General features: G+C 66.9%; 12 protein-coding genes. 5 read left to right on the top strand and 7 right to left on the bottom strand.

Features of this window, described 5'->3' with window-relative positions; translation table 11 throughout:
• Positions 1-11: 11 nt before the first annotated feature.
• Genes ACQKIE_RS08140 through ACQKIE_RS08130 form a run of 3 tightly spaced genes read left to right on the top strand, consistent with a single transcriptional unit; the run spans position 12 to position 2588 of the window.
• Entirely contained in the window at positions 12-920 is a 909-nt protein-coding gene (locus ACQKIE_RS08140; protein WP_427457672.1) for a lysylphosphatidylglycerol synthase transmembrane domain-containing protein, read from the top strand.
• A complete protein-coding gene (locus tag ACQKIE_RS08135) occupies positions 917-2062 on the top strand; it encodes a serine hydrolase domain-containing protein (protein ID WP_427457669.1) in 1146 nt (381 codons plus the stop codon). The genes ACQKIE_RS08140 and ACQKIE_RS08135 overlap by 4 nt, the downstream gene beginning before the upstream one ends.
• Before the next feature lie 49 nt (positions 2063-2111).
• On the top strand, positions 2112-2588 hold the full coding sequence (locus ACQKIE_RS08130) for a T6SS immunity protein Tdi1 domain-containing protein (protein WP_427457666.1): 477 nt from the start codon (positions 2112-2114) through the stop codon (positions 2586-2588).
• A 22-nt stretch (positions 2589-2610) separates the two neighbouring features.
• Here the strand turns inward: ACQKIE_RS08130 and ACQKIE_RS08125 are convergent, their stop codons facing one another.
• The 7 genes from ACQKIE_RS08125 to ACQKIE_RS08095 all read right to left on the bottom strand — a co-directional run bounded on the left by ACQKIE_RS08125 (position 2611) and on the right by ACQKIE_RS08095 (position 7043).
• Positions 2611-2910, bottom strand: a complete 300-nt coding sequence (locus ACQKIE_RS08125) for a type II toxin-antitoxin system RelE/ParE family toxin (RefSeq protein WP_427457663.1) — start codon at positions 2908-2910, stop codon at positions 2611-2613.
• Complete coding sequence (locus ACQKIE_RS08120; RefSeq protein WP_427457660.1) at positions 2907-3182, bottom strand: YlcI/YnfO family protein; 276 nt, start codon at positions 3180-3182, stop codon at positions 2907-2909. Before ACQKIE_RS08120 ends, ACQKIE_RS08125 begins: the two co-directional genes overlap by 4 nt.
• Positions 3183-3261: 79 nt before the next feature.
• Positions 3262-4536 (bottom strand): RNA polymerase sigma factor, encoded by a 1275-nt coding sequence (locus tag ACQKIE_RS08115; protein WP_427457657.1) that lies wholly within the window; start codon positions 4534-4536, stop codon positions 3262-3264.
• 52 nt (positions 4537-4588) lie between these two features.
• A complete protein-coding gene (locus tag ACQKIE_RS08110; protein WP_427457654.1) occupies positions 4589-5353 on the bottom strand; it encodes a YciI family protein in 765 nt (254 codons plus the stop codon).
• An 11-nt stretch (positions 5354-5364) separates the two neighbouring features.
• Positions 5365-5817 carry a VOC family protein gene (locus tag ACQKIE_RS08105; RefSeq protein WP_427457652.1) on the bottom strand — a complete coding sequence of 151 codons (453 nt, stop codon included), beginning with the start codon at positions 5815-5817 and terminating at the stop codon, positions 5365-5367.
• A gap of 27 nt (positions 5818-5844) precedes the next feature.
• On the bottom strand, positions 5845-6276 hold the full coding sequence (locus tag ACQKIE_RS08100) for a YciI family protein (protein ID WP_427457650.1): 432 nt from the start codon (positions 6274-6276) through the stop codon (positions 5845-5847).
• A gap of 116 nt (positions 6277-6392) precedes the next feature.
• Complete coding sequence (locus tag ACQKIE_RS08095; RefSeq protein ID WP_427457648.1) at positions 6393-7043, bottom strand: sensor histidine kinase; 651 nt, start codon at positions 7041-7043, stop codon at positions 6393-6395.
• Between the two features lie 413 nt (positions 7044-7456).
• Between ACQKIE_RS08095 and ACQKIE_RS08090 the strand changes: the two genes are divergently transcribed.
• Both ACQKIE_RS08090 and pbpC read left to right on the top strand, forming a co-directional pair.
• Complete coding sequence (locus ACQKIE_RS08090) at positions 7457-13471, top strand: alpha-2-macroglobulin (protein ID WP_427457646.1); 6015 nt, start codon at positions 7457-7459, stop codon at positions 13469-13471.
• Positions 13472-13498: 27 nt separating this feature from the next.
• Positions 13499-15922, top strand: coding sequence for a penicillin-binding protein 1C (pbpC, locus tag ACQKIE_RS08085; protein ID WP_427457644.1), 2424 nt, complete (start codon positions 13499-13501; stop codon positions 15920-15922).

Genomic DNA, 15922 nt, shown 5'->3' with positions numbered 1-15922 from the left:
GCCGGAAGGCGATGGCGACGAGGGTCGCGAAGTACCTCCTGACGGCGGCGATCGTCGCCGGCGCGGCCTTCCTGCTGCATCGCTACATCGCGCGCATGGCCTGGCAGGACGTGCGCGAGGCCCTCGATAGGATCCCTCGCTGGCACGTCATCGGGTCCATTGCCGCCACGATGCTCAGCTGGACCTGCCTCACCGCTTACGACGTCTTCGCCGTGGAGACCGTGGTGCCGGGGAAGGTGCCGATGCGCATGAAAATTTTCTCCGGCTTCACCACGCACGCCATCTGCAACGCGCTGGGCTTCCATGCGATCACCGGCACCGCGTTGCGGTACCGGGTGCTGTCGACGCAAGGCGTCGGTGCCGCCGACGTCGCCCGTGTCGTGGGACTCGTCGGTTTCGCCGTGGCCATGGGTTTCGCTTCCGTGACCTGCCTGGCGTTGATGGTGGAGCCGTCGATCGCGCGTGGATGGGGCCGCTGGCCGGGCATCGCGCTGGTCGTCCTGTTCGTGGTCCTGCTGCGCTGGCTCGCCGGGAAACACGACGAACTGAAGGTGTGGAAGTTCAGCACGCCGGTGCCGTCGGCCCGCTCGGCCGGTGCGCAGATGGTCATCGGCGTGGTGGAAATGATCGGCGCGACCGGTGCGATGTATTTGCTGCTACCCGTGGACGTCGCGGGTAGCTTCCTCGACTTCGCACCGATCTACGTCGGCGCCATCCTCGTCGGCATCGTCAGCAACACGCCCGGCGGCATCGGGGCATTCGAAGCGCTCACGCTGGCCGCCTTCCCGCAGGAACAGCGTGCGCAGGTGCTGGCCGCGCTCCTCGCCTACCGGGTCATCTACGGGCTCGGTCCCCTCGCGGTCGCCTCGCTTGCCCTCGGTGCCTTCGAAGTGCGCCGCCGTATCGTCGCTCCCGCATGAAAGTCCTCGCGTCACTCACCTTCCTGTTGCTCGCGGCATGCACGACACCGCATGCGCGTCGTACGGATGTGCTCTTCTGGAACCAGCCGCAGCGTGAGGCGGCGTTCCGTGCGATGGAAACGCATTACGCGAGCAACGTCGTGCACCACGGCAAGGCGCGTCCACTTCCTGCCGGTGCGCCCGTCCTCCCGCGGTTCACCGACGGCACGACGCTGGACACTTACATGGCCGCACACCACGTGGCTGGCGTCATGGTGGTGCAAGACGGGCACATACGCCTCGAGCGCTACGGCCTCGGCGCGGGACCCGCGACCCGGTGGACCTCATTCTCGGTCGCCAAGTCCTTCACCTCCACCCTCGTCGGCGCCGCGCTGCGCGATGGCGCCATCCATGGCCTGGACGACAAGGTGACGCGCTACATCCCCGAACTCGCGGCAGGCGCGTACCGCGACGTCACCGTGCGCCAGTTGCTTGAAATGACATCGGGCGTGCGGTGGAACGAGGATTACGCCGATCCGCGTTCCGATGTGGCCATGATGTACGAGGGCGTGCGCCAACCGGGCGTCCCGCTCCTGGTCACCTATATGTCGCGCCTGCCGCGCGAGTTCCCCGCCGGCAAGCAGTGGGTCTACAAGACAGGCGAGACCGACCTCGTGGGGATCCTCGTCACGCGGGCCACGGGCAAGTCCCTGGCCGCGTACCTGTCGGAAAAGATCTGGATGCCGTACGGCATGGCGTCCGATGCGCTCTGGCTCAAGGACGAGGTGGACGGTACCGAGGCCGGCGGGTCGGGCGTATCGGCCACGCTGGCGGACTATGCCCGTCTCGGGCAGTTCCTACTGGACGGCGGCATCGCGAATGGGACGTCGGTCCTCGCGGAGGGATGGCTCGCGGACGCCACTCGCAAGCACTCGGATATCGGCATCCCAGGGCGCGGCTATGGCTACCAATGGTGGAGCTACGACGACGGCAGCTTCGAAGGCATCGGCATCTTCGGCCAGCTGCTGCACGTCGACCCGCGCCGCCACCTGGTCATCGTGCAGCTCGCCGCATGGCCGGTGGCGACGAGCGAGGCCCAGGCCAAGGCTCGCGCTGAATTCGTGCAAGCGGTGAACCGTGCCGTGGATACGCAGGGCCGGTGAGAGGGAAGATCGCCTAAACTGGCGTACCCCGCATCAACAGGTGCCCCCCATGGCCCTCTCCTGGAACGACCTCACCTGCACGCCCGACAAGGAAGCCATCGACGCCCTCGCCGAATCCTGGCGCTGGCGCATCGGCGACGCCTTCACGCCGCTGCTGTTCACCGCGCTGGGCGACATGTTCTACGAGGCGGACGAAGGCGGCATCTTCTGGCTCAATACCGGCACGGCCGAACTTGAGCGCGTGGCGGAAAGCGTGCCTGGCTTCAATAACCTGTTGCGCGAGGACGTTGCCGACGACTGGCTGCTGCCCTCACTGATCGAAGCGCTGCTCGAGGCCGGCAAGACGCGCGGCGATGGCGAGTGCTACACCTACGTGACCCTGCCGGTCTTCGCCGAAGGCGAATACACCGTGGAAAACCTCAACCCGGTGCCGGCGAAAGAGCATTTCGAACTCACGGGCTCGGTCCTGCAACAACTCCAGGACGTGCCGGATGGCACCGACGTGAACATCGACATTACGCACTGAGGCGTTGCCCTTTGGCCATGCGTCAGGCGAAATAGTCGTCTTCGCGCTGGTGGCGAATGGCCAGCAGCGTGACGTGCTCGCTACCGATGTGGAACAGGACCACGTAGCCGTTGTTGCCGAAGGGAACGACGAGCTCGCGGAGGAAGGGATTCCTTTCTCCCGCCCTGCGGCAGGTATAAGGAAACTCGTCGAGAATCCGCACCGCGCGTACCAGGGTAGCCAGCGCGCGTTCCGCCGCGTCCGCGTCGCTTTCCGCGAGGAAGTCCGTGAGACGAAGGAGGTCGGCTCGCGCGCCGTCCGTGTAGCGAACCTCGTACTTCATTTTTCGGATTTCTTTCCTCGTGCGGCAGCGATGCGTTCCGCGGCCTCTTTATGTACGTCGGCGGCGGCGTGGTAACTGCCGGTGCGCTCCGCCTGCGCCAGTGAGGCAAGGCCTCGCGCGAGGAATTCCTTCTGCATCGCCCGGCGTTCGACCGCCTCGGCGACCGCGGTTTCTATGAACGAGGAAAGGGTTTCTTCCTCGCCCAGGACGTTTTCCGCCTGTTGGCGGAACGCTGGCTCGACGCGTATCGAGGGAAACGTTGCGGTCTTCATGGGCGCCTCTGCATTGCATTGCATTTGCGATGCAAGCTAGCACGCGGCTCCGCCGGCAGCAACGCTCGCCATCACCGTCTTAATCGGCGGTGGAACCCGCGCATGCTTCCGCGCGGGACTGCAGCAGGCGGCGCTCGCGGTCGTTGCGCGTCATGCCCGCCGCGCGCAGGAAGGCGGCACGGGCGTCCCCCAGGCGGCCCAGGCGGAAGAGCAGGTCGCCGTACACGCTGGGAAGCAGGTGGTAGTCCTTCAGCGTCGGCTCGTCGAGCAGTCCTTCCACAATCGGCAGGGCTGAGTCCGGGCCCTCGGCCATCGATACCGCAACGGCGCGGTTGAGCTCGACCACCGGCGAGGGAAGCACGTCGACCAGCTCGGCATAGAGTGCGGCAATCCGCGTCCAGTCGGTGTCTTCCGCGCGCGTGGCGCGCGCATGGCACGCCGCGATGGCGGCCTGCAGCGCGTAGGGGCCGCTCGCGCCGCCCAGTCGCTCGGCACGCTCGAGTGCCTTGAGTCCCCGACCGATCAGCAGGCGGTCCCAGCGGCCGCGATCTTGTTCGAGGAGAAGGATGGGCTCGCCGCTCGCGCCGGTGCGGGCGCCGGTGCGTGACGCCTGGATTTCCATCAGCGCGACGAGGCCATGGACTTCCGGCTCTCCCGGCATCAGCTCGGCCAGCACGCGGCCCAGGCGCTGGGCTTCTTCGCACAGGGCGGGTCGCATCCAGTCTTCGCCGGCGGTGGCGGCGTACCCCTCGTTGAAGACGAGGTAGAGCACGCGCAATACCGACGCGAGGCGTTCCTTCAGCGCGTCGCCGCGCGGTACCTCATACGCCACCGCTTCGTCGGCAAGGCTGCGCTTCGCACGCACGATGCGCTGGGCCACGGTGGCCTCGGGGACGATGAAGGCACGCGCGATTTCGTCGGTGGTCAGTCCACCCACCAGCCTCAACGTGAGCGCCACCCGCGCCTCGATCGACAGCACGGGGTGGCAGGCCGTGAAGATCAGCCGCAGCATGTCGTCGCCGATGTCGTCGTCGAGAGCGTCGATCAGGCGGTCGTCGCCGGACTCGAGCAGGCCTTCCATGTCCTGGCCCAGCGCCTCGAGCTTCCTTCCGGCCATGCGCTCGCGGCGGATACGATCCACTGCGCGATGCTTGGCGGCCTGGGTGAGCCAGGCGCCGGGATTGCGTGGCACGCCCTGGGTTGGCCATTGTTCCAGGGCCGAGACAAGCGCGTCCTGGGCCAGTTCCTCGGCCAGGTCCAGGTCGCGAACCATGCGCGCGATCGTCGCTATCAGGCGCGGCGATTCGATCTTCCAGATCGCGTCGATGGCACGGTGGGTATCGTGCGTGGTCATGACCACGCATGACAGCATCCGCCGCCATGCGTGGCAAGCCGCGTTGCGGCAATCAGGCCGGGATCAGGTCTTCCATGCGCCACAGCTCGCGGATCTCGAGCCGGGCATCGTCCCCGTCCGGGAACGGGTAGCTTTCGGCCCAGGCGATCACGTCCTCGATGCCGTCCACGCGCAGGACCCAGAAGCCGGCGACCATTTCCTTGATCTCGGCGAAGGGGCCGTCGAACACGGTCGGCTTGCCCTTGCCGAAGGTCACCCGCTTCGCGTGACGGCTGGACGCCAGCCCATGCCCCGCGATGAGGAACCCGGCGTCGTGGCCGGCACGATTCGCCTCGCTCATGCGGCCGAGGATCTCCGGACCGGGATTCCAGTCGGTTTCGCTGCGCTCGTTCGCCTTCAGCATCACCATGTAGCGAGGCTTGGGCGATTCTTCCTCGCTCGGATTGCCGAAACCGGATAGCCCACCCGGACAGCCGATGGGGCGGATCTCGATCTCGGCATGGCCGTTGGCGTCTTCCGCCGGCCATCCCTTGACCCACTCCACGGCTTCTTCCATGGAGGCGGCCTCGATGATGCTGAAGCCGGCGACGAGTTCCTTCGCTTCCGCGAAGGGACCGTCGACCGTCACCGCCTTGCGGCCCGGCGCGAACGTGACCCGCACACCCGAACTGCTCGGCTTCAGGCCTTCGCCGGCCAGCAGGCGGCCCTCCGCAGCGAGCGTGTCGATGTACTCGCCCATCGCGTCGATCAGTTCGCGGCTGGGTTTTACCCCGGCTTCGCTGTCATTGTCCGCCTTGCGAACGATGAGGAATTGCATTGGCTCACTCCTTACGGACTGGGTTTGTCGCCTGCGTTGACCATCCAGGGCACACCGAACTTGTCGGTGCACATGCCGAAGCCGGCGGCCCAGAAGGTTTCCTGATACGGCATTTTCACTTCGCCACCCTCGGACAAGGCTTCGAAGACCTTGCGGCCCTTCTCCACGTCCTCGATGCCGATCGAGATCGAGACACCCTCCACGCCTTTGTAATCCTGGGGGTTGTCCGAGCCCATGATCATCTGGTCGTCGACGATGAGGTTCACGTGCATGATCTTCTGGCCAATGGCGGCCTGCTGCTCGGGCGTCATCGGACCGCAACCGTTGTCCTCGCCGCCGCCTTCCTGCGGGGGCATCTCGTTGAAACGGTGGAGCTCGTTGATCTTTCCGCCGAGTGCCTTCTCATAGAACCTGAAGGCTTCTTCGCAGGTACCGTCGAAAAACAGGTAGGGCATGATCTTCATGTGGACTCCTTTCGTAGTGGGATGGGATCAATGACGCGACGCGATCTCGGCGCGCAGCCGTTCTTCCTGGGCGCGTGCCTCGGGAGTGAACTCGGCGCCGAAGTCTTCGGCATCGTAGATGCGGCGAATCTCAATTTCTGAGTCGACGTCGCCTTCGAACGGATTGGGGGCCCGCTTGATCCATTCGATCGCCTCGTCGAGCGAGCGCACCTGGATCAGCCAGAACCCGGCGATGAGTTCGCGGGTCTCGGAGAACGGACCGTCGATCACCTCGCGGCGATCGCCGGAGAAGCGCACGCGCGCGCCGGCACTGCTGGGATGCAGGCCTTCGCCCGCCAGCATGACGCCTGCCCGGACCAGTTCCTCGTTGAAGTTGCCCATCGCCGTGAGCAAGCTCTCGCTCGGCATGACGCCGGCTTCGGAGGCCTGGGTCGCTCGCACCATCACCATGAAACGCATCGTCGTTCTCCTGCGAGGGGCCCGGACGGTTCCGGGCTTTCATGGGAACGTCGATTGTGGACCCGTCGAATCGACAAGGGCGACCGACATTTATTCAACCCGGCCGGGGAGGCGGCTCAACCCACCCGGGCGGGCGCCTCGAAGACGGCACGGACCCCGTCCGGTTCGAAGCGGATGGCGGCCTCGCCGTGCGCCTCGCCGGCCAACGTCCGTTCGATGAACCGGGTGCCGAAGCCGCGGCGGACCGGCGGTTCCACCCGCGGACCGCCACGCTCCTTCCATGCCAGCCGGACCCGCCCACTCGTTGAGCCTTCGACGAACGACCAGATGACCGCGACCGTACCGGACGCCGTCGACAACGCACCGTACTTCGCCGCGTTGGTCAGCAGTTCGTGCAGGGCCATGGCCACCGCCACCGCGGTTTCGGGATCCACCGTGAGCGGCGGGCCGGCGATGCGCAACCGGGAGTGACCCGGGTCATGCGGCGCAACGGCGGATGCCACCACGCGATGAATGGCCACGCGCCGCGTACCGCCCGCCAGCAGCTGGTCGTGGGCGCCGGCCAGTGCGCGCAGGCGGCTCTCGAAAGCATCCATGGAGCTGTCCAGTGGACGATCGTCGCGGAAACTCTGCCGCGCCATGGCCTGCACGACCATGAGGATATTCTTCATGCGATGGTTGAGGTCCTCGATCACCACGCGCTGGGCGCGCGCGGTGTCGCGCAGGACCATCACGGTCTCCAAGGGGCTCGTCGCGTCGTTACTCATCGTATCCACCGTCAGGCCCGCGCTTCGCCTCTGTATCCCCCACGCGGAACGTTCCATGCGGCGAGGTCCGCTCCCTGCGGGTCCTGCCGTCCGCACGACCGACGGACTCTCCGACGATAAAGCAAGATACATGCGCGTTACATGACGTTACGCGGCCAGCGTGAGCCACGTCACGCCGGCTGTCCTTGGATCGATTTTTCAGAATCCTTCTATTGTGTGACGGTGCTGTAACAGCACGCTCCGTGTCCTCCCTGTGCCAGAATTCCGCCGTCGCCGCGGCAGACGCCCGGCGCAGCATGGTCGCAGGGGATACACCATCACGATCCGTTCGTCGCCGCCGCGACGGATGGGTCGTACGCGTATCCGCGCCACGCCGGCCAGCATCGTCATTCGGAAAAGGAACGGAAGGGAACATGGACCTGCTTCGCTTTATCGGTTTGTTGCCCGTGCGCTTACTGTGCGGTCTCTTCCATGTGCTGGGATGGGCGCTGAAGCCCCTTTTCGGCAACGTCGCCTGGGCCGCGCCCGCCTGGATGCCCGCGACAGGCCGAGCGGCTCGAAACCATCCCCTGAAGTTCGGCGCGACGGTCGCCGGCGTGCTCCTGATCGCCGCGGCAACCTGGTTCGGCTGGCACTGGTGGCAGAACCGTCCCCGCCCGGCGGAGCCGCAGCGCATCACGTTCCAGGCCCCCGCGCCCGAGATCAGCGATTACGACCACGTGCCGGTAACCATCCACCCGTTGACCGTGACCTTCTCCGCTTCCGCCGCGCGCCTCGAGTCCCTGGGCAAGCCGGTGACGGACGGCATCGCCATGGATCCCAAGCTTCCCGGGCAGTGGAACTGGGAGAACGACCGGGTGCTTCGCTTCACCCCCGCCAGCGACTGGCCGGTGGGTCGGAAAATCGACGTGCGCTTCGACACCGCGAAGGTCTTCGCGCCGCAGGCGCTGCTTGCCGACGACCATTTCAGCGTCGAGACGGCGCCGTTCAGCGCACGGGTGGTGAACGGCGAGTTCTACCAGGACCCGCAGGACCCGACGCGCAAGAAGACGATCGTCCAAGTCGGCTTCAACTATCCCGTCGACGCGGCGCAACTTGAAAAGCGCCTTGCCCTGGACCTGCGCAATGGCAACGACAAGCGGGGGACCGATCTGAAGTTCACCGTCACCTACGACGAGCACCGGCTCAACGCGTTCATCCATTCGCAACCCTTGCAGCTGCCGCGCGACGACGGTTCGGTTGGCCTGCGGATGGACGATGGCGTGCGCAGCAGCCGCGGCGGCGACGGCACGGAGAAGGACCTCGAGACCTCGGTGCGCGTGCCCGGCCTCTACAGCCTGAAGCTGGACGAGGTTTCAGCGACGCTGGTGGACAACGCGCGCTTCGAGCCCGAGCAGGTGGTGGTCATGCACTTCGGCGGCCCGGTAAGCGACGCCGAGCTCGCGAAGAAGCTGCAGGCGTGGGCGCTCCCGGCGAACGACGACAAGCACTACAGCGTGGATTCCATCGGTGAGGCGGACTTGCGCGGCTTCGCCCGGCTCAAGCCGGAGATCGTGCCCACGGAGAACGACTGGTCGGAGACGCAAAGCTTCCGCTACCAGGCGCAACCGGGCCAGCGCATTTACGTGCGCGTCGAAAAGGGCATGACCTCGTTCGGTGGCTACGTCATGGCCAAGCCGCGCGCGGACCTGCTCACCGTGCCCGACTATCCGAAGTTGCTGCGCTTCATGGCCGATGGCTCGCTGTTGTCGCTGAGCGGTGATCACCGGATCTCGGTCGTGTCCCGCAACATGCCTGGCATGCGCGTGGAGGTCGGACGGGTATTGCCCGACCAGCTGCAGCATCTCGTGTCGCTGAACTCGGGTACGTATGCCAAGCCGGAGATGTACAGCTTCACGCCCGACCACATCGTGGACCGCTTCGTAAGCAAGGTGTCGTTCCCCGACGAAGGCCCCGGCAAGGCGCATTACGAAGGCTTCGACCTCGGCCAGTACCTGGCCTCGGGCAAGCGCGGCGTGTTCCTGCTCAAGCTGTCGGGATACGACGCGAAGGCTGCTCAGGAGGCCCGCGCGGCGCGCGAGAAGGCGGCCCGTGAAGCCGCGGCCCGCGAGGCCGGCGGTGACCCGGATGCGGCCGCCACGGCGGCGGCCGCCGACGAGGAGGACAACGACGGCATGCTCTATGACGCTCCCCGCGACGAGCGGCTCATCGTCGTCACCGACCTCGGCATGATCGCGAAGAAATCGCTCGACGGAAGCCACGACATCTTCGTCCAGTCGATCCGCACCGGCTCCCCGGTCGCCGGCGCCTCGGTCTCGGTCATCGCGAAAAACGGCAGCACGCTGTTCACCCAGGCCACCGGTAGCGACGGCAGCGCGCACTTCGCCAACCTCAAGGGCTTCACCCAGGAAAAGGCGCCGGCGATGTTCGTCGTGCGCCAGGGCGAGGACCTTTCGTTCCTGCCGGTCGGCTCATACGACCGTTCCCTCGACTTCTCGCGCTTCAATATCGGCGGCGAGCCGAACGCGCACAGCCAGGGTCAGCTCTCCGCTTACCTGTTCTCGGATCGAGGCATCTATCGGCCCGGCGATCGCTTCCACATCGGCATGATCGTGCGCGCCAGCAGCTGGACGCGTAGCGTCGCGGGCATGCCGCTGATTGCCGAGGTAGTGGATCCGCGCGGGACCACCGTGCGACAGCAGGTGGTGTCGATGGATACCGCCGGCTTCGCCGAACTGGACCACGAGACGGCCGAGACGTCGCCGACCGGCAACTGGACGGTGAATCTCTACATCGCCAAGGACGGCAAGCCGTACTCCCAGATCGGCAGCGCGACGGTGCAAGTGAAGGAGTTCCAGCCCGACCGGATGAAGGTCTCCGCCACCTTGTCCGCCGCCGTGGCGGAGGGCTGGGTGAAGCCTGCGCAACTGAAGGCGCTGGTGGACGTGCAGAACCTGTTCGGCACGCCGGCGGCGGCGCGGCGCGTGGAAGGATCACTGACCCTGCGTCCCGCCTTCCCAAGCTTCCCCAGCTTCAAGGACTACCGCTTCTACGACATCCGCCGCGCGAAGGAGGGCTTCGAGGAGAAGCTCGCCGACGCGAAGACGGATGACAAAGGCCATGCCGAGTTCGCGTTGGACCTTACCCGCTACGCCGACGCCACATACCAGCTCTACTTCCTCGCCAAGGCCTACGAGGCCGAAGGCGGGCGCAGCGTCGCGGCCGCCACGCAGGGCATGGTGTCGTCCAACGACTGGCTGGTCGGCTACAAGGCCGTGGACAACCTGGACTATGTGAGCCGCGACGCGAAGCGCACCGTCAACCTCGTGGCCATCGACCCGAACGCGAAGCGCATCGAGCTCAAGGGGCTCAAACAAGCCATCGTGGAGACGCGTTTCGTATCGGTCCTCACGAAGCAGGACTCCGGGGTATTCAAGTACGAATCGAAGGCGCGCGAATCGACCCTTTCGGAAGTGCCGCTGACGATTCCCGCGAGCGGGCTCGATGTGCCCCTGCCCACGGACAAACCCGGCAATTTCGCGCTCGTCGTGAAGAATGCGGACGGGAAGGAAGTGAACCGCGTGGCCTGGTCGGTGGCGGGCGATGGCAACGTATCGCGCTCGCTCGAGCGCAATGCGGAGCTGCAGCTCACCCTGTCGAAGAAGGACTATGCGCCCGGTGAGGCGGTCGATGTCGCCATCCGCGCCCCGTATGCCGGCAGCGGCCTGATCACGATCGAGCGCGACAAGGTCTACGCGCACGCCTGGTTCCATGCCGACACGACCAGCTCGGTGCAGCACATCACCGTGCCGGCCGGCTTCGAAGGCAACGGGTACATCAACGTGCAGTACGTGAGGGATCCGTCGTCGGACGAGATCTTCATGAGTCCGCTGTCCTTCGGCGTGGTGCCCTTCTCGGTCAACATGGATGCGCGACGCAACGCGATCGCCGTGGAATCGCCTGCCCTGGTGAAGCCGGGGGACACGATCACCTTCCGCGTCACCTCGTCCACGCCCACCCGGGCGGTCGTGTTCGCCGTCGACGAAGGCATCCTCCAGGCCGCCCGCTACAAGCTCGGCGATCCGCTCGAGTACTTCTTCCGCAAGCGCATGCTCGAGGTGTCGACGTCGCAGATCCTCGACCTGATCATCCCGGACTTCCAGAAACTTATGGGCATGGCCGCGCCCGGCGGCGATGCCGAAGGCGCCATCGGGCGCCAGCTGAATCCGTTCCGGCGCAAGCGCGACAAACCGGTGGCGTACTGGTCGGGCATCGTCGACGTGGACGGCTCGCGCGACCTCACCTACAAGGTGCCCGACTACTTCAACGGCAAGCTCCGCGTGATGGCGGTGGCCGTGTCGCCCGAACACATGGGTACCTTCGAAGGCGCCACGACCGTGCGTGGCGATTTCGTCCTGTCCCCGAACGTCCCGACCACGCTGGCGCCGGGCGACGAAGCGGAGATCAGCGTCGGCGTCGCCAACAATCTCACCGGCCTGGGCGGCAAGGACGTGCCCGTCGCGGTGAGCCTGAAGCCAGGTCCGCAGCTCCAGGTCGTCGGCGATACGACGAAGACGCTCAGCCTCGGCGAAATGCGCGAAGGCGCGGCGATCTTCCGCGTGCGCGCAACCGAAAAACTCGGCTCCGGCAACATGGCGTTCACCGCGAGCTATGGCGGGAAGTCGGCAAGGCAAGCTGTGGACCTGTCCGTCCGTCCGGCGTCGCCCATGAGCACCGACCTGGCCTTCGGTCATGTCGCTGCCCACTCTCGCGGCGACGTGCAGGGCTTGCGCGACATGCACGACGAATACGCCACGCGGGACGCAGCGTTTTCGACGGTGCCGGCGGTGCTGGCGCGTGGATTGGCCGCCTACCTCGTGGACTTCCCGCACTACTGCACGGAGCAGGTGATCAGCGCGGCGATGCCGGCGCTCGTGCTCGGCAAGCGTCCGGAATTCGGCGACGTGAAGCCGGCTCGCATGCAGGACGGGGACGCGCCTCCGGCCGATCCCGTCGCAGCGTTGTTCGACACCTTGCGCGCGCGGCAGAACGGGCAAGGCGGCTTTGGCCTCTGGACGGCGACGCCCGACACGCATGCCTTCGCTACCGACTACGCCGTGCATTACCTGGTGGAGGCGGGCGATCGCGGCGTGGCCGTGCCGCGCGACATGCTGACCGCGGCGGACACCGCCCTGCGACAGATCGCCGCCGACGACAGCGGTGATTCGCTGGCGGACATGCGCCAGCGCGCGTATGCGATCTACCTGCTCACCCGCCAGGGCAATGTCACCACCAACGACCTGGCTTCGGTGCAGCGGCGCCTGCAAGAGGTGCATCCGAAGGACTGGAAGACCGACCTCGCCGCGGCGTGGCTGGCTGCCTCGTACAAACTGTTGCACCAGGACAAGCTGGCCGGCGACCTCATCGCGGGCCCGCGCAAGCTGCTCACGCGTGCGCCGGCCGACGAAGCTTATGCATACCTCGATTACTACGATGCGCCGATCCGGGACGCGTCCGTCCTGTACCTCCTGGCGAAGCACTTCCCGGAGCTGGCGCAGGCCCTGCCGCCGGAAACCGTGGAGAACCTCGTGCGACCGCTCGGCAAGGGCCACTACAACACCTTGTCGTCCGGCATGATCATCCTGGCCCTGGACGCGTGGGCGAAGGGTGGCGGTGATCCGGCCAAGCTGTCGATCGGCGCCGTGGCAGCCAATGGCACGGTCACGCCGATCGGTACCGCGAAGGGCTCGATCCTCGACGGACGCTGGTCCGCGGGCACGCAACGCCTGCGGCTCGTGAACGATGCCGACACGACGGCGTGGTACGGCGTGGCCCAGACCGGTTTTGACCGCAAGCCCTCCACCGAAACGCGCAAGGACGGGCTCGAGATCACCCGCTCCTACACGGATCTGCAGGGCAAGGCGATCGATACGGTCGGTGCCGGCGACGAAATCGACGTCCACGTGCGGATACGCGCCACGAAGGCCGGCGGCGTCGCCGATGTCGCGATCGTCGACCTGCTGCCGGGCGGCTTCGAGCCGGTCCTCGACACGACACCGGTTACCGCCGCGCCGACCGCCGAGGCATCGGACGCATCCGACACATCCGCTGGCGAAAGCGGCGACGCGACGGATGAGGGCGGAGGCGAGGGCGACGCGGGTGCCGACGCCGACGATACACCGGCCTGGCGTTCGCCCATCGGCAATCCGGAATCCACCTGGAAGCCCGAGTACGCGGACGTGCGCGAGGATCGCGTGGTCGTGTATGGCTACGCGAGCGACGACGTGCAGGAGTTCGTCTACCGCATCAAGGCGACGAACGCGGGCACCTTCGTCGTGCCGCCCGCGCTCGCCCAATCGCTGTACGACAGGACCGTGCAGGCACGCGCGCCGGGTGGCGGAACGATCAAGGTGGAGCGCAAACCATGATCGCGTACCTTGGCTAGGCGAGCCTCTGTGGGAAGCGCGCTGGCGCGCGAACGGGTTCGCCGCAAGGCCCCTTCGCGCGCCAGAGCGCTTCCCGCGATTCGCCGTCGCCTGCCCCGCTGGCACAACGTACTGGCGGCGCTCTTGCTGGGCGCCGGCATCCTGCTCGGATGCCGGCTCTGGCCGCACGATCCGCTGCGCGCGTCGTTCCCGTCATCGACGGCGGTGTACGACGCCAAGGGCCACCTCCTGCGCCTCACGCTCGCCAGCGACCAGCGCTATCGGTTGTGGGTACCGCTCGAGGACATCTCGCCCGCGATGGTCGACGCGGTGCTGCTGCACGAGGACCGCTGGTTCCGTTGGCATCCGGGCGTCAGCGCCTGGGGGCTGCTGCGCGGCGCATGGATGACCTATGTGCGGGGACGTCATCCTCAGGGCGGCTCGACCATCACCATGCAGCTCGCCCGCCTGATGTGGCGCCTCGACACCCGCAGCCCCGGCGGAAAGCTGGTGCAGGCGGCCCGTGCGTTGCAGCTGGAGCTCTTCCATTCGAAGCACGACATCCTCGAGGCCTACCTCAACGCCGCCCCGTTCGGCCGCAACGTGGAAGGCGTGGGCGCCGCGAGCCTCGCGTATTTCGGCAAGGCGCCGGCACGCCTCAGCCTTCCCGAGGCGCTGACGCTTGCCGTGATCCCGCAGGAACCGGGGCGCGGCTTGCCCGGCAGGATGGGTGGCGCGGCCGTGATCGATACGTCGCTCAAGTCGTCGCGCGATCGCCTGTTCGCCCGCTGGATCGCCGGCCATCCGGACGACGCCTCGGCACGCCCGCTGTTCGACCTGCCGTTGCGTCTCCGCCCGCTGTCGCGACTGCCGTTCGAAGCGCCGCATTTCGTCGAACAGGTATTGGCGGAGCGTCGGCTCGACGGCGACGACGACATGCGCGTCGCGACGACACTCGACCTGGGGCTGCAGCACAGCCTGGAGCGACAGGTACGCCAATACGTGGAGCGCGGTGGCGAAAGAGGGATCCGCAACGCGGCGGCGATTCTCGTCGATACGCGCGACATGGGCGTGAAGGCCATGGTCGGTTCAGCGGATTACTTCGACGCCTCGATCCAGGGACAGGTGAACGGCACGCAGGCGAAACGTTCGCCGGGCTCCACGCTCAAGCCTTTTATCTATGGGCTCGGCTTCGACCAGGGCTTGCTGCATCCGGAAACCGTGCTGCGCGACGTGCCGTCCGCCTTCGGCCCCTACACGCCCGAAAACTTCGACGGGCATTTCCTCGGCCCCGTGACGGCGACGCAGGCGCTTGTTCGCAGCCGCAACATCCCCGCCGTTCAGATCGCCGCAAAACTCGCCTCGCCCAACCTCTACCAGTTCCTCCGCGACGCCGGCATCTCGCGCATGGCGAGCGAACAGCATTACGGCCTGGCCCTGGTGCTCGGGGGCGGTGAAGTCACGATGCAGGAACTGGCGGACCTGTACGCCATGCTCGCGAATCGTGGCGAACTGCGGCCACTGCGACTGCTGGATACCGCGCCCAAGACCAAGGGCACGCGTCTGTTGAGCGAGGAGGCGAGCTTCTTGGTCATGGACATGCTGCGGCAGAATCCGCGGCCCGACGATGCCGTGGCGGCGCAATCCTCGCGCCTGCCGGTGTACTGGAAAACGGGAACGTCGTGGAGTTTTCGCGACGCGTGGACAGCCGGTAGCTTCGGCCCTTATGTGCTCGTGGTATGGATCGGCAATTTCGACGGCGCGGGCAATCCCGCCTTCGTGGGGATCGATGCCGCGGCGCCGCTGTTCTTCCGCATCGCCGACGCGTTGCGTGCCGAGCGGCCCGGGCTGGCGGAACCGGTCCGCCGCAACCCGCCCAACCTTCGGCGGGTGCCCGTCTGCCTCGCCAGCGGCGACCTCCCGAACGCCTGGTGCCCGCAGGTCGGCAGCACCTGGTTCATCCCCGGGAAGTCCCCGATACGCGTGAGCAACGTGCACCGGCCGGTGGTCGTCGACATCGCGACGGGCAGGCCGGCATGTCCCCCGTACGATCCGACGCGTACCCGGGTCGAGGTATTCGAATACTGGCCGTCGGACCTGGCAAGGGTCTTCGCGCAGGCGGGCATGCCGCGGCGTACCCCGCCCGCGCTGCCAGACTGCCAGGGCGGCGGCCAGCCACCCGGCGACCCGCCACGGATCACGTCACCGCTGAAGGGCAGCAGTTACCAGATCCGCGTGTCGCGGCTGGGTGCCGAGCGCATCGCCTTCGCCGCCACGGCCGATGCCGTCTCGCGCACCCTGTACTGGTTCGTCGACGATGCCTACCTGGGCAGTGCCGCCAACGGTCAGCCCCTGATGTGGGCACCGGAACACACGGGCCGCTTCCTCGTGCGAGTCGTGGACGAGCAGGGCCGCACGGACGCGCGCACGCTGGTGGTGGGTGCGCAGGAGTAG

Source organism: Luteibacter sp. NPDC031894 (assembly GCF_050273135.1).
In the GTDB taxonomy this organism is placed as follows: domain Bacteria; phylum Pseudomonadota; class Gammaproteobacteria; order Xanthomonadales; family Rhodanobacteraceae; genus Luteibacter.
The sequence above is the reverse complement of the archived record's forward strand: the minus strand, read 5'-3'. Positions and strand labels throughout refer to the sequence as shown.